We start from the raw sequence: 16435 nt of genomic DNA, 5'->3' as shown, positions 1-16435 counted from the left end.
GTGTAGACAAGTGAAAATAACAATTAATCAAGCATCCGAATTTGTCGGAAAAGAAGTAACAATAGGTGCATGGCTAGCGAATAAACGCTCAAGTGGTAAAATTGCTTTCTTGCAATTACGTGATGGAACTGGTTTTATGCAAGGCGTTGTCGTAAAAGCAGAAGTGGGCGAAGAAGTTTTTGCTGATGCAAAAACGTTAACCCAAGAAACAAGCCTTTTTGTTACAGGTACAATTAACGAAGATACACGCTCTCCGTTTGGTTATGAGATGGCTGTTTCTGGTGTGGAAGTAATTAGTGAATCTCATGACTATCCAATTACACCAAAAGAGCATGGAACAGAATTCTTGATGGACCATCGTCATTTATGGTTACGTTCTAATCGGCAACATGCGATTATGAAAATTCGAAATGAAATTATTCGCGCTACATACGAATTTTTCAATCAAGAAGGTTTTTTAAAAATTGATCCACCAATTTTGACTGGTAGTGCACCAGAAGGAACAACCGAACTTTTCCATACCAAATATTTTGATGAAGATGCTTTTCTTTCTCAAAGTGGTCAATTATATATGGAAGCTGCTGCGATGGCATTTGGTAAAGTATTCTCCTTTGGTCCAACATTCCGCGCTGAAAAATCAAAAACACGTCGTCATTTAATTGAATTCTGGATGATTGAACCAGAGATGGCATTTTATAAATTGGAAGATAGTTTAAAAGTGCAAGAAAACTATGTGGCCTTTTTAGTGAAAGCAGTACTTGATAATTGTCGCTTGGAACTTGACCGCCTTGGACGCGATATAACGCATTTAGAAAAAATGGTTGCACCGTTTCCGCGGATTACTTACACAGAAGCAATTGATTTATTACACAAATTAGGCTTTGATGATATTGTTTGGGGTGATGATTTTGGAGCTCCACATGAAACAGCCATTGCGGATAGCTTTGAAAAACCAGTTTTTATTACTCACTATCCAAAAGCAATTAAACCATTTTATATGCCAGAAGATCCAGAAAATGATCAAGTGGTACTATGTGCTGATATGATTGCGCCAGAAGGTTACGGTGAAATCATTGGTGGTTCTGAACGTATTCATGACTTAGAAACACTGCAAGCACGGATGAAAGACTTTGATTTAGACCAAGAAGCTTATAGCTGGTATATTGATTTAGCTCGCTATGGTTCAGTTCCACATTCAGGCTTTGGACTTGGACTTGAACGGACAGTTGCATGGATTTCAGGAACGGAACATGTTCGTGAAACTATTCCATTCCCACGTTTACTAAATCGTTTATATCCATAATAAAATAATTTCATTTAAGATAGAGGCATAATAAATATGTCTCTATTTTTTATGCTACTATATAAATAAGTAAATAGGTTTATCATCAATTATAGTGAGTAGTTAAAATATATGTAATAACGGAGGATGATAAAGATGGATAAGAAAAGTAAGCGTACTTCAGAAGTTGCAGCTATTTTAAAGGAATTTGATGAAAAAACAAAGCTGGGTGATATTAGGAAACTCGCAAAAGTATACAAAAAAGATCATGAGCTGGCTATGGAACTTTGGTCAACAAAAGAATATTTTCCAAGACTATTAGCGATTTTAATTATGGATAAAAAAGCGCTTGATCAAGCTTTTTTAAATCAATTGGATAAAGATATGCAGATTCATTCTTATAATGAACGAAATAATTTAATGGATTGGTTAATGGCCAATCAGCTGATGAAAGATAAAAAGACTATTGCACTTATGAAGAGCTGGGAAAACAGTCTTTCTTCTATGCAAAGACGCACTTACTGGTATTATCAAGCACGTCTTAGATGGACGGGACAAACACCACCTGATAATACGGAAGACTTGTTGTCTGTGATAGAAAGATCCATATTGCAAGAGGAACCAGAAGTAAAGTGGGCAATGAATTTTACGGCTGCTTGGATAGGCGTTTATGAGGAGAAATATCGGGCACGTTGTATTAACATTGGAGAAAAAACAGGACTTTACAAAGATGAGGTAGTTGCAAAAGGATGTACACCTGACTATTTACCAGAGTTCATCGCAATAGAAGTAAAAAAACGACAAACGAAATAAAAAGCGTTACTGGAGAAAATTAGGAGAGTAGTCTGCTAATTTTTTTTCTGGTGATAAATGCATTTTCTATTGGATTTCATTATTTTATCACTACTTTTATATTTTTCACCTGAAAACCATGTTATAATTTTGTAGTGAGGTGTTTAAAATGAATCCAAAAATGCTTGAAAACTGGATGAATGAAGGGCAAGTAACTTTGCCACAAGTGTTAGTGAAAAATTATACTGTAGTTGGCTTAAATGAACTAGAAATGATGTTATTACTTCAAATTCAATCCTTTGCTGCGAATGCTGAATTTTTCCCTTCTATGGAGATGTTAACAGAGCGAACAACATTACGATTAGAAGAAACAATTAAAATAATGGATTCGCTTTTAAAAAAAGGGATGATTGCTATTGAACAAAGCCAAGATGCTTCTCAAATGATTTCCGAACGTTATAGTTTAGCGCCACTTTGGGGGAAACTCGCAGCTTTATATGAAAATATCGAAGCAGAAGGTAGACAAGAAAAGCAAATCGAAAAACAAACCAATTTATATAGCCTTTTTGAAGCTGAATTTGGACGACCACTTTCACCGATGGAAGCAGAAATGTTGTCTGCTTGGTTAGACCAAGATGAAACCAGTCCTGAGCTAATAAAAGAAGCATTAAAAGAAGCGGTTATTTCACAAAAATTAAATTTCCGCTATATTGATAGGATTTTACTTAATTGGACGAAACAAGGTGTAAAAACCGTAGAAGATGCCAAACGAGTTGCAGAAGAGTTTCATCAAAACGGAAAAACTACGCAAACAATAAAGAAAGAAGAAGTGAAAAAAAGCGCCGGTTCGATTCCATTATATGACTGGCTTGAAAAAAGAAAAGGGTGAAGTAACTAAATTGCTAACTAATAAACAAACAGTATTATGCATAGAAGAAATGGCCCAAATGTTTCCAGCTGCTCACTGTGAGTTAGTTCATAAAAATACATTTGAATTGCTAGTAGCAGTGGTTTTATCAGCACAATGTACGGATGTGCTAGTAAACCGTGTAACAGCTTCTCTTTTTGAAAAATACCATAAACCAGAAGATTATTTAGCTGTTTCTTTGGAAGAATTAATGGATGATATTCGCTCCATTGGTTTATATCGAAATAAAGCAAAAAATATTCAAGGCTTATCACAACAACTACTAACTGAATTTAACGGGGAAGTACCGCGGACACATAAAGAACTAGAAACCTTACCAGGCGTAGGTAGAAAAACTGCTAATGTCGTATTATCAGTAGGTTTTGGTGTACCTGCGATTGCTGTTGATACACACGTAGAACGAATTAGTAAACGGCTGGGTATATGTAGATGGAAAGATTCTGTTGTAGAAGTAGAAGAAACATTAAAACGAAAATTACCAAAAGAGCTATGGTCCGATGCGCATCACTATATGATTTTCTTTGGTAGATATCATTGTAAAGCAAGAAAGCCGGAATGCCCAACATGTCCGCTTCTTTATTTATGCCGTGAAGGAAAAAAACAAGCGAAAGAGAGGGGATTTGATGGCTGAATTTAAATATGCAGTGGAGTTAACCCATCCAGATTTCCCTGCGCCGGACGTCGTAGCAGAAGAATATGATCCAGAATCAATTTATGTGAGTGGCTTACCTTTTTGGCAAGAACAGCAATTTTATACGAGAGGTGGCGGCGTTATCCCATGGAAAAACCAAACGGATAAAGCTTGTCGAAAACTTGCGAAACATATGACAAATTTGGCCGAAAGTATGGAAGCAGAGTTGAAAGTACATAAAAAACCTGCTCCAGTTGTGGTAAGAGATGCACTTGGTATTTTTTTATCCATTTTATTTTGGAGTAATCATCGCCCGGTTCAACTAGACAATTTGATGGAACAAATTAGTACTCTTGATATGAAGCCATTAAACTTAGAGGAACGGTTGGAATATGTATTAAAGCGTGGAAATACTTATTTAGGATTTCGGCAGTTAAATGAATTAGTACTAGAGCAGCGTAAATTAATTGCGAAAAAATAATTTCCTGTTTAATGAGAAAAATACGTAACAAAAATCTGATTTTAGATTTTTGTTACGTATTTTTCCATTTAGAAATCAAACGCAAATCTATTTTAATTTAACGTAAAACCCTGTTTTTTCAAAAAAGCTGCAATTTCTGGTCTTCGTATCTCTTTAAAAAAATCTATATTCTTATCAGACCAAGAAGTTTGTTGTTCATTTTTTTCACGTAAGGCATAATATTCTCTTGTTAACGCTTCATACTCTTTTAAATTTGCGAATTGTTCATGAGGATATTGATTTTCGCTTACTTGATTTTCAAGTAAAAGACGTGGTTTTACTTGATTTTTGTGTGCCGGAACGCCGATAGTTAGTCCGAAAAGCGGTATCGTAAATGGGGGTAAATTTAATAACTCAGAAATTTTTGCGATATCATTTCGTATTCCACCAATATAGCAGGATCCTAGTTCTAATGATTCTGCTGCAACAACCATATTTTGAGCGGCAATTGTTGCATCCACCACTCCCACTAATAAAGACTCCATATTTCTTAAGCCCTCTAAGGATTGATTGTTTGCAAGTAAAAGTTTAGATTGGCGATATAAATCCCCAACAAACACATAAAAGGTTCCAGTTTGTTTGACATAAGAAGCGCTATCCGTAATCTCAGCTAATTTCTCCCGCAACACTGGATCCGTAATTTCTAAAATAGAAAAAGCTTGAACGAAATGGGATGTTGCACCACTTCTGGCCGCAGCTACTAAAGTTTGTTTGACCTCATTAGATAAGGGCTCTTTTTTAAATTCTCGAACGGAAACATGCTTAAATAATTGTTGAATAGTAGTATTCATTATTTCTCCTCCAATTGTATCACTAAATTAATTGAATTCACTTCCCACCACTTAGTAAAACTAGTATACAAACATTTTTCTTGAATTTTAGGTATACTTTGATTTTTGTATTTACTAGATTTCTTGAATTTAAATGGTAAGTAAAGTATAATCTATTTTTAATATCATTTGAAATGCATAAATCATATAGAGGTATCATTAATTTTGATATCAGAAGGAGTAAATTATGGATATTGAGAATATGAGAGCTTTTAATAAAGTTGCGGAACTTAAAAGTATTTCTGCCGCTGCAAGTGAATTACAGCATTTACAATCTAATATGTCTAATAAAATAAAAAATATAGAACAACAGTTTGATACTCAACTCTTCTTTCGACACTCTAATGGTGTTGAACTAACTCAGAATGGGGAGAAACTCTATCAACAATTTAAAAAGATGATTTTGCTCTGGGAGGAAACCACTGCTATTATTAGTAACAAAGAAGAAAATATTTTGATTGGTATTCCCCAGTCCACTTTTCCTATGCAATTTAATACTATTATTAAAGACTTCTATTCACAGTTTCCAAATAAAAAATTATCAATCGTCAGTGCAACTACCAATGAATTAATACATAAAATAGTAAATAGAGAACTAACGATTGCTTATGTGGCTGAACTGGAAAAGGAAAATTTATTTCAAAACAAGCAAATCATATCTGAAATGCTGTCGCGTGATAAATTAGTTTTCATTGGTAAAACAAAAGGAATACCACTGCAAAAAATATTAACGGAAGAGCGCTTATACGTTTTTAGTAAGCAATGTTATTCTTATAGAGCGCTGTCCAAACTCATGTATGATTTTAATATCCAAAATACTTCTATCTCGGAAATTAATATCGTTGAAACACTTTTTGATATTTGCAAAAATGAACTAGGGATTGGAATAATTCCCGAAAGTATCGCAGTAAAATATAATATTCAGGTTTATGAAACTTTACCCGATAAGTATTCGGAACTCCGACAAATGTTCATTTATCATAAAGATCATACTATTTCAAGTGCAGAAAAGTGGTTGATTGAAAAAAGTAAACCTGTTTTTAAAAACTAAAGCAAGACCAATGGCAAAATTCTATTTAGTATCGAAAAATGAGCATTTAATTGCATAAAGAAAAAGTCTGAGTCAATTAGGGATTATTCAAATCCCTTTTGACTCAGACTTTTTTGTGCTATTCAGATGATTCTTCGGCAGGTATTTTGACAGTGGCCGATGCAGCAGGGCTCTTGTTCCCATCTTTTTGGGCGATAACACTAATGGATATCGTATCACCCGGATTGCCACCACTTACAGAAACGGAAGTGGAAGAGACAGTCGTCGTCGTTCCATTCACAGTTACTTCATAAGTTGCACCATCGACTGCTGCCCACGAAACATTGATTTGCTTCGAATTGCCATCATAACTTGCCTTTAAGCCGGTTGGGGCAGAAACTTCTTTGTTTTTAGCTTCTTCCTCAGCTTTTTTCTTAGCCTCTTCTTCGGCTTTCTTTTTCTCTTCTTCTGTTTGTTTCTTCTTGTCTTCTTCGGCTTTTTTCTTCGCTGCTGCTTCTTTTTTCTTCTTCTCGTCTTCTGGAGTAGAAGCAGTTTTTGTTGGTGCCGTGCCAGCGATGAATAGTTCATAGCTTACTTTATCGCTTGATGTACCAGATGCGGCACGAGCGATTGGATTGCTACCTTTTAAAATTGGGACAGAAACAACATTACTTGGCATTTTGAAATCTTCGGTTGTTTTTCCTTCAGAAGCATGTGCCATTAATTTACTAAACATATATTGGGCAATTTTTTGTTCGCTTGCCGAAACATATTTTTTCTTATCATCATAGCCAGTCCAAACTGCGATAGAATAATTTGTTGTATAACCTGCGAACCACGAATCACGAGCCGCACCACCAGGGTAGTAGTATTGTGATGTGAATTCAGGAGGTATATTTGTTGTACCTGTTTTACCAGCTGCTTGAAGTCCTGGAACAGCTGCTGATGTACCAGTTCCTATTGTAAGAACATCTTTTAGAACATCAGAGACCATATAAGCAGTAGATTCTTTCATTGCAACTGTACTTTTTGGTTCTGTATCAATTTCGGTTTGGCCATCAGATAGAACAATTTTGGTCACTGTATGTGGTTTGTTGTAAATTCCTTTATTTCCGAAAGCAGCATAAGCGCCAGCCATTTGCATTGGATTAGAACTGTTTGCTCCGATTGCGTTAGACTCGACATTTTGGCCTTCATCATAAGTGATACCAAGTTTATTAACGAATTGCTCAGATTTTTCTAATCCAACTGCTTGAAGTGTTTTTAGTGCTGGAATATTTCTTGATTGATAAAGTGCTTGACGAACAGAAATAGGTCCTTTATAGCCGAAATCCCAGTTATTAATAGGAGTTCCACCGGTATACGTATAAGGCTCATCTTCTAAAATGTGTGCGGTTGACCAATCTAAATACTCAAAAGCTGGTCCATAATCGGCAATTGGTTTCATTGTTGATCCGACTGAACGTTTTACTTGCGTTGCGTAATTATAGCCACGTGTAACGGTTTGGTTACGTCCTCCACCGATTGCTTGAACACGGCCGGTTTTTGTATCTTGTAAGACAATCCCAGCTTGCATTTCATCATCAGTGAAGTTAACAATTTCATTTGTATTTAGCATTTTTTCGGTATACTCTTGAGCGTCACGATCAAGGGCTGTATAAATGGTTAAACCATCTCGATAAACATCATAATCTTTTGGAATCTCACTTAAAACTTGTGTGACATAAGAATCATATTTATAAATTTTATCTTCACGGTCTTCTTTCGAACGGAGTCCAGTATTTATAGGTGTATTCTGTGCAGCTGTCATTTCGTCTTTTGTGATTTTATCATGTGTATACATATTTGTTAGTACTTGATCACGACGTTGTTTAGAAGCTTCAGGGTGGTCATAAGGATTGTAATTATTTGGACTTTGTGGCATACCAGCAATTAGAGCTGTTTGTGCCAAGGTTATATCATTTAAGCTCTTACCATAAAAATGTTTAGAAGCTGTTTGCATTCCGTGGACACGATCAGACATATAAACCTTATTGACATAAATTTCTAATATGTCATCTTTGCTATATTTTTGTTCCAATTGAAGTGCAAGCCATGCTTCTTGGGCTTTTCTTGCTAATGTTTTATTGGTGTAGTCTAAATAAGACATTTTGATAATCTGCTGCGAAAGTGTACTTGCACCTTCCGAACCAAATCCGTCTTTGAAATTGGCAATTACAGCCCCACCAAGACGAATAGGGTCAATCCCATCATGTTCATAGAAACGTGCATCTTCTGTAGTTAGAATTGCATCTTTCAAGGTGTCTGGTATATCTTTGTATTCAATATATTCCCGCCGTTCGGTTCCAACTTCTGCGAAAACCTTCCCATCTTTATCAAGTAACTTAGATGAAAGTGGATCTCGTAGCTTGGAGTCGGTCAGTTTAGGTGCATCTTTCGCGTAATCGTAAAAGACCGTTGCACCAGCCGCAACACCAAAAAATGCTAAAAATAATCCTGCAAAGAAAATCGTTTTGAAAATGTTAGCGACAACACGTTTTCCTCGTTTTGGCGGATTCTTTTTAGAATTGCCATTTTGTTTGTTGCGATACTGAGATCTTGTCTGCGGTTTATCTGCCATTAAAAATCTCTCTCCTTTAAAAAGGTTGACTAGAAGTATATTTTTTCGACTGTTTTCAAAAAGTCAAGCCTTGGATTTAGACCATAAGGAATTTGGTCTGATACATCTTGTATTTCTGCTAAAGTAACGGATTTTCTTCCGCCACTCTGCATTCGTTCCCAAAAAGGGTAAAACTTTTCAAATGGAATGAAATGAGTTTCTCCTAATTTTTGGAAGGCGATAATGACAAAAACTATCCCATTTTGTTTTAAGACATTTGTCATATGTGTCATTTGGTGATCATGAAAATTACTTAGTGGAAAGGAAGTGGTATTTTGGGTTTCTTTTGCTTCGAAATCAATATACTTTCCTTTATAAACACCGTTGTAATCTGTGGTAGATGGTGTTTTAAAGTAGGCTTCCTTAATTTTTGCACTACTTCTTTTTGGATAATCTACACTGACAATTTGAACAGGGGTAGGTTTTTTATGGATGACGGCCATATTTTGCGCTAAATAGTAAGCGATTGTATCATTTAAGTCATCTTCTAAAGACATACCACGTTTGCCATAAGCAACCTCTGTTTTCCGTTTTTTTTTCGGAATGGATTCTCTATGACTCACTGCATATTTCTTGCCATTAGGATAGCCAATAGCCATTTTTTTCTCACCTCTATCAGAAAATTTCTATTCTGAATTTTAGACTAACATCTATTATAACAAATAAAAATGAAAATGATAGTCTAAGTTAAATGAAGAATACCTCTTTTTAGCAAGAAATTAACTTGAAAATAGAACGTACCTTCGTCTATTTTACCACATTTTCGTCAATAATCTAATTTTAGGCAAGATTTTCCCTCTTATGCTATCCTGAAAGTAGATGAAATTGTGAAAGAAAGAGTGATAGTATGGAACTTTTAGAACGCACGGAAAAATTACTTCTTCAAAATGAAAAAAATTGGGAACTGTATTTAAGGAATCGTGAAGAAGCACAACCGTTTGATTTTTATAAAGATATGAAACCGTTTGTAGATGAAGCGAAGAGGCTAGCAGATGAATTTTTAGAGTTAGCTATTCCATGGGTAAATAAAGAACGACCACCTTATTTGGGAGAGCTCCAACTAAAACAAGCATCTGATAATATCCAAATGACAGCAGTTAGCGCTTTTAATGGGAAGTCATTTTATAAGCACTTCCTAGATCACTATGAATCCACTAAGTATACATTAACAAGAGTTAGAGATTTCTTAAAAAGAAAAGAGGAATTGATGTGAAATCCATCGCAGTAACTGGATATAAAAATTTTGAGTTAGGAATTTTTAAAAAAGATGCGGATGAAGCCACTTATATAAAGGAAACAATAAAACGTCAGCTTATTCCACTTATAGAAGATGGATTAGAATGGGTTATCATTTCTGGGCAGCTTGGAATTGAACTGTGGGCAGGGGAAGTAGTTATAGAACTTAAAGCGGATGAATACGCATTGAAACTGGCTGTTTTAGAGCCGTTCGAAGCGCAAAGTTCTAATTGGAATGAGGCTAATCAATTATGGGCGAATGAGATACTTGCGGCTGCTGATTATCATGCGCACATTACCAAACGACCGTATGAAAATCCAGCTCAGTTTGTAGCTAAAGATAGTTTTATTATTGATAATACAGATGGAGCTTTACTAGTTTACGATATAGAAAAAGAAGGGTCGCCAAAATTCTTTTATGAACGTGCGAAACTTGCGAAGGAACAATCGGATTATTATTTAGAATGTATTGACTTTTATGCCCTGCAAGATGTAGTGGAAGATATGAATCAAGCGTTTTAAAATAGATTGCTACAGTGATTTTAGAAAAAATATCCGTATAGATTGACAAATGATGTGAGATTTGGAAAAATAAGGGTAAGTATATAACTAGAACAAAAATATGTAAGAATAGAGATAGAGGTGGAGTTACATGACTTCGGAACAATTTGAGTATTTCTTAACTGGTAAAGAAATTTTGGAAAAAGAATTTAAAACAGGGCTTCGTGGATATAATCCGGAAGATGTCGATGAATTTTTAGACATGGTTATCAAAGATTATAGTACTTTTACACAAGAAATTGAAGCACTTCAAGCTGAAAATATCCGTTTAGTACAAGAATTAGACAATGCACCTGTAAAAACAGCAGCACAGCCAGCACCAGCATTTCGTGCAGCAACACAACCAGCTGGAACGACCAACTTTGATATTTTAAAACGACTTTCTAATTTAGAAAAGCATGTTTTTGGAAATAAGCTGGACGATAACGAATAGGTGTGCTAGTATTAGTAAGTTAACAAAATATGAATAACGTTCGGATAATCGCTGTTTTCTTAGGAAAGCAGAGGAAAGTCCATGCTCGCACGGTGCTGTGATGCCCGTAGTGATCGTGCCTGGTCAAACAATAAGCCAGGGCATTCCGGATTTCCGGTTTGACGGCAGGTGAATGACCTAAGTCTTTTAGATATGGTCTTATAACCTTGAAGGTGCCACAGTGACGAAGTTCCGGCAGAAATGCTCGGAAGTGGAACGAGGTAAACCCCACGAGCGAGAAACTCAAACTTATGGTAGGGGCACTTTTCCCAAGGAATCAAGAACAAGGGACGAGGTGCGAATGTATTTTCGCGCAGATAGATGGTTATCTCTTTACTATTACCCTGTATATAGTAAAGAACAGAACATGGCTTACAGAGCGTTATTTGCAGGATGAATTTAACATTGAAGGCTGTTTTAGAAGGCCGGAGCGCAAGTTTTAAGGTGGTGTTCGACCTGGTTGAATGCCTATTTAAAACAATCGCTTCCACCTTTTAAAACAGCTTTTTTTCATTAGAAATTTAAATAAAGGATGGGACACTATGAAAACATTTCAGTTGGTGGCAACAGCAGCTTCCGGTTTAGAAGCGATTGTTGGAAAAGAAGTAGCACGTTTAGGCTACGAACCAAAAGTAGAAAATGGTAAAGTTTATTTTGAAGGAGATTTATCGGCTATTGCCAGAGCAAATTTATGGTTACGTGTAGCTGACCGTGTGAAAATTGTTGTAGGTGTTTTTAAAGCGACAACATTTGATGAATTATTTGAAAAAACAAAAGCATTGCCATGGGAATCCTATTTACCATTAGATGCGCAGTTTCCTGTTGCTGGTAAGTCTGTTAAATCCACGCTTTATAGTGTACCTGACTGTCAAGCAATTGTGAAAAAAGCAATAGTGAATCGTGTTAGTGAAAAATATCGCCGCTCTGGTCGATTAATGGAAACAGGGGCACTTTTTAAGTTGGAAGTTTCTATTTTAAAAGATGAAGTTACATTAACAATTGATACAAGTGGTCCGGGATTACATAAACGTGGTTATCGATTAGCACAAGGTAGCGCGCCTATTAAAGAAACGATGGCAGCGGCGCTTGTATTACTTACGAGCTGGCATCCAGATAGACCTTTTTATGATCCGGTTTGTGGTTCTGGAACGATTCCGATTGAAGCAGCTTTAATCGGTCAAAATATTGCTCCTGGTTTTAATCGTGAATTTGTATCGGAAACTTGGGATTGGATGCCAAAACAAGTGTGGGCGGATGCTAGGCTAGAAGCGGAAAATTTAGCGAATTATGAGCAGCCTTTAAATATTATCGGTGGAGACATTGATGCACGCTTAATTGAAATTGCTAAACAAAATGCGGTAGAAGCTGGTCTTGGTGATTTGATTACCTTTAGACAGCTACAAGTTGCAGATTTCCAAACAGAAGATGAATATGGTGTGGTTGTTGCGAATCCGCCATACGGAGAACGACTAGAGGATGAGGAAGCAGTTCGCCAGCTTTATCGTGAGATGGGCATTGTCTATAAAAGAATGCCTACTTGGTCGGTATATGTCCTTACTTCTTATGAATTATTTGAAGAAGTTTATGGTAAAAAAGCAACTAAAAAACGGAAATTATATAATGGCTATTTACGAACAGATTTGTATCAATACTGGGGTCCAAGAAAACCTCGTGTAAAAAAAGAAGACTGAATGGGGGAGTTAGATTTGGTAGAAACATTAGAAGCAGAATTTTTAGCGTATATTAAAAAAATGGAAGCACTTGAAGAAGCTTTAGCATTAGTTTATTGGGATCTTCGTACTGGAGCGCCAGCCAAAGGAATGGAAGGGCGTTCGGATGTCATTGGCGTTCTTTCTGAAGAGATTTTCAATATGCAAACCTCAGAAGAAATGGCTGCTTTTATTGCTGAACTGAATTTAAATAAAGAAAATCTTTCAGAAATAACTCGTAAAACATTGGAAGAAAGTCAAAAAAACTATGACTTAAATAAAAAAATCCCAAGTAAGGAATATGCGGAATATACAAAACTAGTAGCACAGGCAGAGACAGCTTGGACAACCGCACGCGAACAAAATGATTTCGCAGCTTTTGAACCATTTTTGACGAAAATTTTGGAAATGAAGCGAAAATTTGTGGAATATTGGGGTTATGATGAAAATAAATATGATACGCTGCTTGATCAATATGAGCCTGGTGTAACGGTTGCTGTGCTTGATTCTGTATTTGAAAAAGTACGTGATGGTATCATGGCGATTCGGGAAAAAAATGCGACTAAGGGAATTAATCCAGATGCATCCATTTTAAATACAAAAATTTCTAAAGCAAAACAAAAAGAATTTAGCATTCGAATTTTAAATAAAATGGGATTTGATTTTGAAGCAGGTCGCTTAGATGAAACTGTACATCCATTTGCGACCGGATTAAATACTGGTGATGTGCGAATTACCACGCGTTATAATGAAAATGATTTTAAAATGGCTGTTTTTGGTACCATTCATGAAGGCGGGCATGCCATTTATGAACAAAATTTTGCTGCTAAACTTGTCGGAACACCACTTGCGAATGGTGCTTCTATGGGAATTCATGAATCACAATCGTTATTTTATGAAATTATTATTGGTTCTAGTTTGGCATTTTGGAAGAGTAATTATGCGGATTTTCAAGCTATTACAAAACCAGCTTTTGATGCGGTGAAGTTAGAAGATTTTTACCGAGCTGTAAATATTTCGGAAAGCTCCTTAATTCGGATTGAAGCAGACACACTAACTTATCCTCTTCATATTATGATCCGTTATGAACTTGAAAAAGCTTTAATTAATGGTGATTTAGAAGTGAAAGATTTACCGAAAGCATGGGGAGATAAATATGAAGAGTATTTGGGTATTCGTCCAGATTCTGATACAAATGGCGTTTTACAAGATATTCACTGGGCTGGCGGTGATTTTGGTTACTTCCCGTCGTACGCTCTTGGGCTAATGTATGCGGCGCAGTTCTATCACCAAATGCAACAAGAAATTCCGAATATGGATGCAATTATTGCAAGTGACGACTACACCCCATTAAAAACGTGGCTAACCGAACAAGTACATCAATTTGGTAAAACAAAAAAACCATTGGAAATAATAACCGACACAACCGGAGAAGGGCTGAATCCAAACTACTTACTAGATCTACTAGAAAAAAGGTATGCGTATGTATATCAATTTACTGAATAAAAATTAGCTTGACCTCCCTACTTGAGAAAGCTATAATAAACAACATAACTCAATAATGAAATACTTGTATAATAGTTGCGATTGGGCGACGAGTTTCTACCTGGTTACCGTAAATAACCGGACTATGAGTAGTTTGTATAACGAAGTCACTAGGCATTTTGGTGGCTTCTATACTGCTTCTCTAAAAATAGAGGAGCAGTTTTTTTATTTTGAAAGGAGAATAGCACTTGAAACTACTGGAAGAATTTATTAAAGAAAAAGGGACTGTTTTACCAGGGAATGTCTTAAAAGTAGATGCTTTTTTGAATCATCAAATTGACCCTAATCTCATGCAAGAAATGGGAAATGAATTTGCAAAAAGATTCAAAAGTTTAGGCATTACAAAAATAATAACAATTGAATCATCTGGTATTGCTCCAGCTGTTTTTGCGGGGTTAGCGCTTTCTATTCCAGTGGTGTTTGCTCGAAAGAAAAAATCAGTTACACTTACAGATAATCTTTATACGAGTAAGGTTTATTCTTACACCAAAAAAGAATCGAATGATATTTCTGTCTCCAAACAGTTTTTAACAGAGACGGATACGATTTTAATTATTGATGATTTTCTTGCTAATGGACAGGCTGCGCTCGGCTTACTAGAAATTGCTGAACTTGCTGGCGCCAAAGTAGCTGGAATTGGCATTGTAATTGAAAAATCATTTCAACAAGGGCGAGCTTTATTAAATCAAACGGGGCTTCCTATTTATTCACTTGCTAGAATTGCTTCACTTGAAAACGAAGAGATATTATTTTTAGAGGAGGAGTAAAAGTTAATGTTAGGTAAAGGGAAATTGGCAGCTTTAGGATTTCAACATGTCCTTGCGATGTATGCTGGGGCAGTAATTGTTCCACTTTTAATTGGTGGGGCGCTTGGATTTAATGGGGAAGAAATGACTTACTTAGTTTCGATTGATATTTTTATGTGCGGGATTGCAACACTCTTACAATTAACGGTTAATCGCTTCTTTGGTATTGGTTTACCTGTTGTATTAGGATGTGCAGTTCAAGCAATTGCGCCAATTATTTTAATTGGACAAGATATGGGTATTGGAGCAATTTATGGATCAATCATTGTTTCTGGACTTTTTGTATTATTAATAGCACCATTTTTCTCTAAAGTTGTACGTTTTTTTCCACCTGTTGTAACTGGTTCTGTTGTGACAGTAATTGGTTTAACCCTCATTCCAGTAGCAATCAATAATCTTGCTGGTGGTGAAGGGGCAAAAGATTTTGGTTCCATGTATAATCTTGGTCTTGGATTTGGAACATTATTATTAATTATTTTAGTTTACCGCTTTGGACAAGGTTTTTCTAAAGCAATTGCTGTTTTAATTGGATTAGTTGGCGGCTCTGCTTTTGCGGCACTTTACAAAGGGATTTCACTTGGTCCTGTTAGTGAAGCAAGTTGGTTCCATTTGCCAAAACCATTTTATTTTGGGACACCGACATTTGAGTGGCCGGCAATTATTACAATGATTTTAATTGCGCTAGTTAGCATGGTTGAATCAACAGGTGTTTACTTTGCACTATCAGATATAACTGAGCGAAAACTAACCAAAAAAGATTTAACACGGGGCTATCGTGCGGAAGGATTAGCGATTATGCTTGGAGGTATATTTAATACATTTCCATATACGGCTTATTCGCAAAATGTCGGTTTAGTACAGCTTTCTGGAATAAAGACACGCAAAGTTATTTATACGACGGCAGGTTTCCTAATCATTCTAGGCTTAATTCCTAAAATTGGGGCAATAACGACAATTATTCCGACGCCAGTACTTGGTGGAGCGATGGTAGCTATGTTTGGAATGGTTGTAGCTCAAGGAATTAAAATGCTTGGCAAAGTGAATTTTACATCGCAAGAAAATTTATTGATTATTGCTTGTTCAGTCGGAGTGGGATTAGGAGTAACTGTTGTGCCTGATTTATTTAATGCTTTTCCTGCTTTTGTTCGTTTATTTACTAGTAATGGAATTGTTGCTGGAAGTATTACTGCGATTGCGCTTAATATTATTTTTAATATGATTCCGCATCGTAAAACAAAAGAAGCAACAAATCCAGAACCACAACATGCCGAATAAGAATATAAAACAGTTTTTATTGGGCTATTTTTTTCTTTATGATTATAAATAATTATTGATTTAAAAACGGAATTGGTCTATATCAATTTCGTTTTTTTGCTGTTTTTCTAGTTTTATTTTCAGTATGCTGGGTATTTTCAAATAGCTCTAAAATCAATT

The 16435-nt window shown here is 35.9% G+C and carries 16 protein-coding genes, 1 other RNA gene and 1 riboswitch; of the genes, 14 read left to right on the top strand and 3 right to left on the bottom strand.

The features are described 5' to 3' along the window. Positions 1-10 precede the first annotated feature (10 nt). The 5 genes from asnS to HCJ50_RS02890 all read left to right on the top strand — a co-directional run bounded on the left by asnS (position 11) and on the right by HCJ50_RS02890 (position 4114). Positions 11-1303, top strand: coding sequence for an asparagine--tRNA ligase (asnS, locus tag HCJ50_RS02910; protein WP_185345225.1), 1293 nt, complete (start codon positions 11-13; stop codon positions 1301-1303). 135 nt (positions 1304-1438) lie between these two features. Then, positions 1439-2095, top strand: a complete 657-nt coding sequence (locus HCJ50_RS02905) for a DNA alkylation repair protein (protein ID WP_185345223.1) — start codon at positions 1439-1441, stop codon at positions 2093-2095. Positions 2096-2243: 148 nt separating this feature from the next. Continuing rightward, positions 2244-2963 carry a DnaD domain-containing protein gene (locus HCJ50_RS02900; RefSeq protein WP_185345221.1) on the top strand — a complete coding sequence of 240 codons (720 nt, stop codon included), beginning with the start codon at positions 2244-2246 and terminating at the stop codon, positions 2961-2963. A gap of 10 nt (positions 2964-2973) precedes the next feature. Beyond that, positions 2974-3633, top strand: coding sequence for an endonuclease III (gene nth / locus HCJ50_RS02895; protein ID WP_185345455.1), 660 nt, complete (start codon positions 2974-2976; stop codon positions 3631-3633). Beyond that, positions 3626-4114, top strand: a complete 489-nt coding sequence (locus HCJ50_RS02890; protein ID WP_185338050.1) for a YpoC family protein — start codon at positions 3626-3628, stop codon at positions 4112-4114. The genes nth and HCJ50_RS02890 overlap by 8 nt, the downstream gene beginning before the upstream one ends. Before the next feature lie 92 nt (positions 4115-4206). Here HCJ50_RS02890 and nfsA read toward each other — a convergent pair whose 3' ends face one another. Then, entirely contained in the window at positions 4207-4944 is a 738-nt protein-coding gene (gene nfsA / locus HCJ50_RS02885) for an oxygen-insensitive NADPH nitroreductase (RefSeq protein WP_185345219.1), read from the bottom strand. A gap of 226 nt (positions 4945-5170) precedes the next feature. Here nfsA and HCJ50_RS02880 point away from each other — a divergent pair, with 226 nt between their 5' ends. Next, a complete protein-coding gene (locus HCJ50_RS02880) occupies positions 5171-6034 on the top strand; it encodes a LysR family transcriptional regulator (RefSeq protein ID WP_185345217.1) in 864 nt (287 codons plus the stop codon). A gap of 118 nt (positions 6035-6152) precedes the next feature. Here the strand turns inward: HCJ50_RS02880 and HCJ50_RS02875 are convergent, their stop codons facing one another. Both HCJ50_RS02875 and recU read right to left on the bottom strand, forming a co-directional pair. Further along, a complete protein-coding gene (locus HCJ50_RS02875; RefSeq protein ID WP_185345216.1) occupies positions 6153-8633 on the bottom strand; it encodes a penicillin-binding protein 1A in 2481 nt (826 codons plus the stop codon). A gap of 29 nt (positions 8634-8662) precedes the next feature. Beyond that, on the bottom strand, positions 8663-9271 hold the full coding sequence (gene recU, locus HCJ50_RS02870) for a Holliday junction resolvase RecU (RefSeq protein ID WP_185345214.1): 609 nt from the start codon (positions 9269-9271) through the stop codon (positions 8663-8665). 248 nt (positions 9272-9519) lie between these two features. Between recU and HCJ50_RS02865 the strand changes: the two genes are divergently transcribed. From HCJ50_RS02865 to HCJ50_RS02830, 8 genes are all read left to right on the top strand, one after another. Beyond that, on the top strand, positions 9520-9885 hold the full coding sequence (locus HCJ50_RS02865; protein ID WP_185345213.1) for a YppE family protein: 366 nt from the start codon (positions 9520-9522) through the stop codon (positions 9883-9885). After that, entirely contained in the window at positions 9882-10430 is a 549-nt protein-coding gene (locus HCJ50_RS02860; protein WP_185345211.1) for a DUF1273 domain-containing protein, read from the top strand. Before HCJ50_RS02865 ends, HCJ50_RS02860 begins: the two co-directional genes overlap by 4 nt. Before the next feature lie 130 nt (positions 10431-10560). Further along, positions 10561-10902, top strand: coding sequence for a cell division regulator GpsB (gene gpsB, locus HCJ50_RS02855; RefSeq protein ID WP_185345209.1), 342 nt, complete (start codon positions 10561-10563; stop codon positions 10900-10902). A 36-nt stretch (positions 10903-10938) separates the two neighbouring features. Beyond that, an RNA gene (gene rnpB, locus HCJ50_RS02850) (RNase P RNA component class B) lies at positions 10939-11321 on the top strand. A 162-nt stretch (positions 11322-11483) separates the two neighbouring features. Beyond that, positions 11484-12632, top strand: a complete 1149-nt coding sequence (locus tag HCJ50_RS02845) for a THUMP domain-containing class I SAM-dependent RNA methyltransferase (RefSeq protein WP_185345207.1) — start codon at positions 11484-11486, stop codon at positions 12630-12632. A gap of 15 nt (positions 12633-12647) precedes the next feature. After that, positions 12648-14156 carry a carboxypeptidase M32 gene (locus HCJ50_RS02840; RefSeq protein ID WP_185345205.1) on the top strand — a complete coding sequence of 503 codons (1509 nt, stop codon included), beginning with the start codon at positions 12648-12650 and terminating at the stop codon, positions 14154-14156. 44 nt (positions 14157-14200) lie between these two features. Then, positions 14201-14301, top strand: a riboswitch (purine riboswitch). Between the two features lie 82 nt (positions 14302-14383). Further along, on the top strand, positions 14384-14962 hold the full coding sequence (locus HCJ50_RS02835; protein WP_185345203.1) for a xanthine phosphoribosyltransferase: 579 nt from the start codon (positions 14384-14386) through the stop codon (positions 14960-14962). A 6-nt stretch (positions 14963-14968) separates the two neighbouring features. Further along, complete coding sequence (locus HCJ50_RS02830) at positions 14969-16276, top strand: nucleobase:cation symporter-2 family protein (RefSeq protein ID WP_185345201.1); 1308 nt, start codon at positions 14969-14971, stop codon at positions 16274-16276. Positions 16277-16435 lie beyond the last annotated feature (159 nt).

This window comes from Listeria immobilis, from assembly GCF_014322765.1.
GTDB lineage: Bacteria > Bacillota > Bacilli > Lactobacillales > Listeriaceae > Listeria > Listeria immobilis.
The sequence above is the reverse complement of the archived record's forward strand: the minus strand, read 5'-3'. Positions and strand labels throughout refer to the sequence as shown.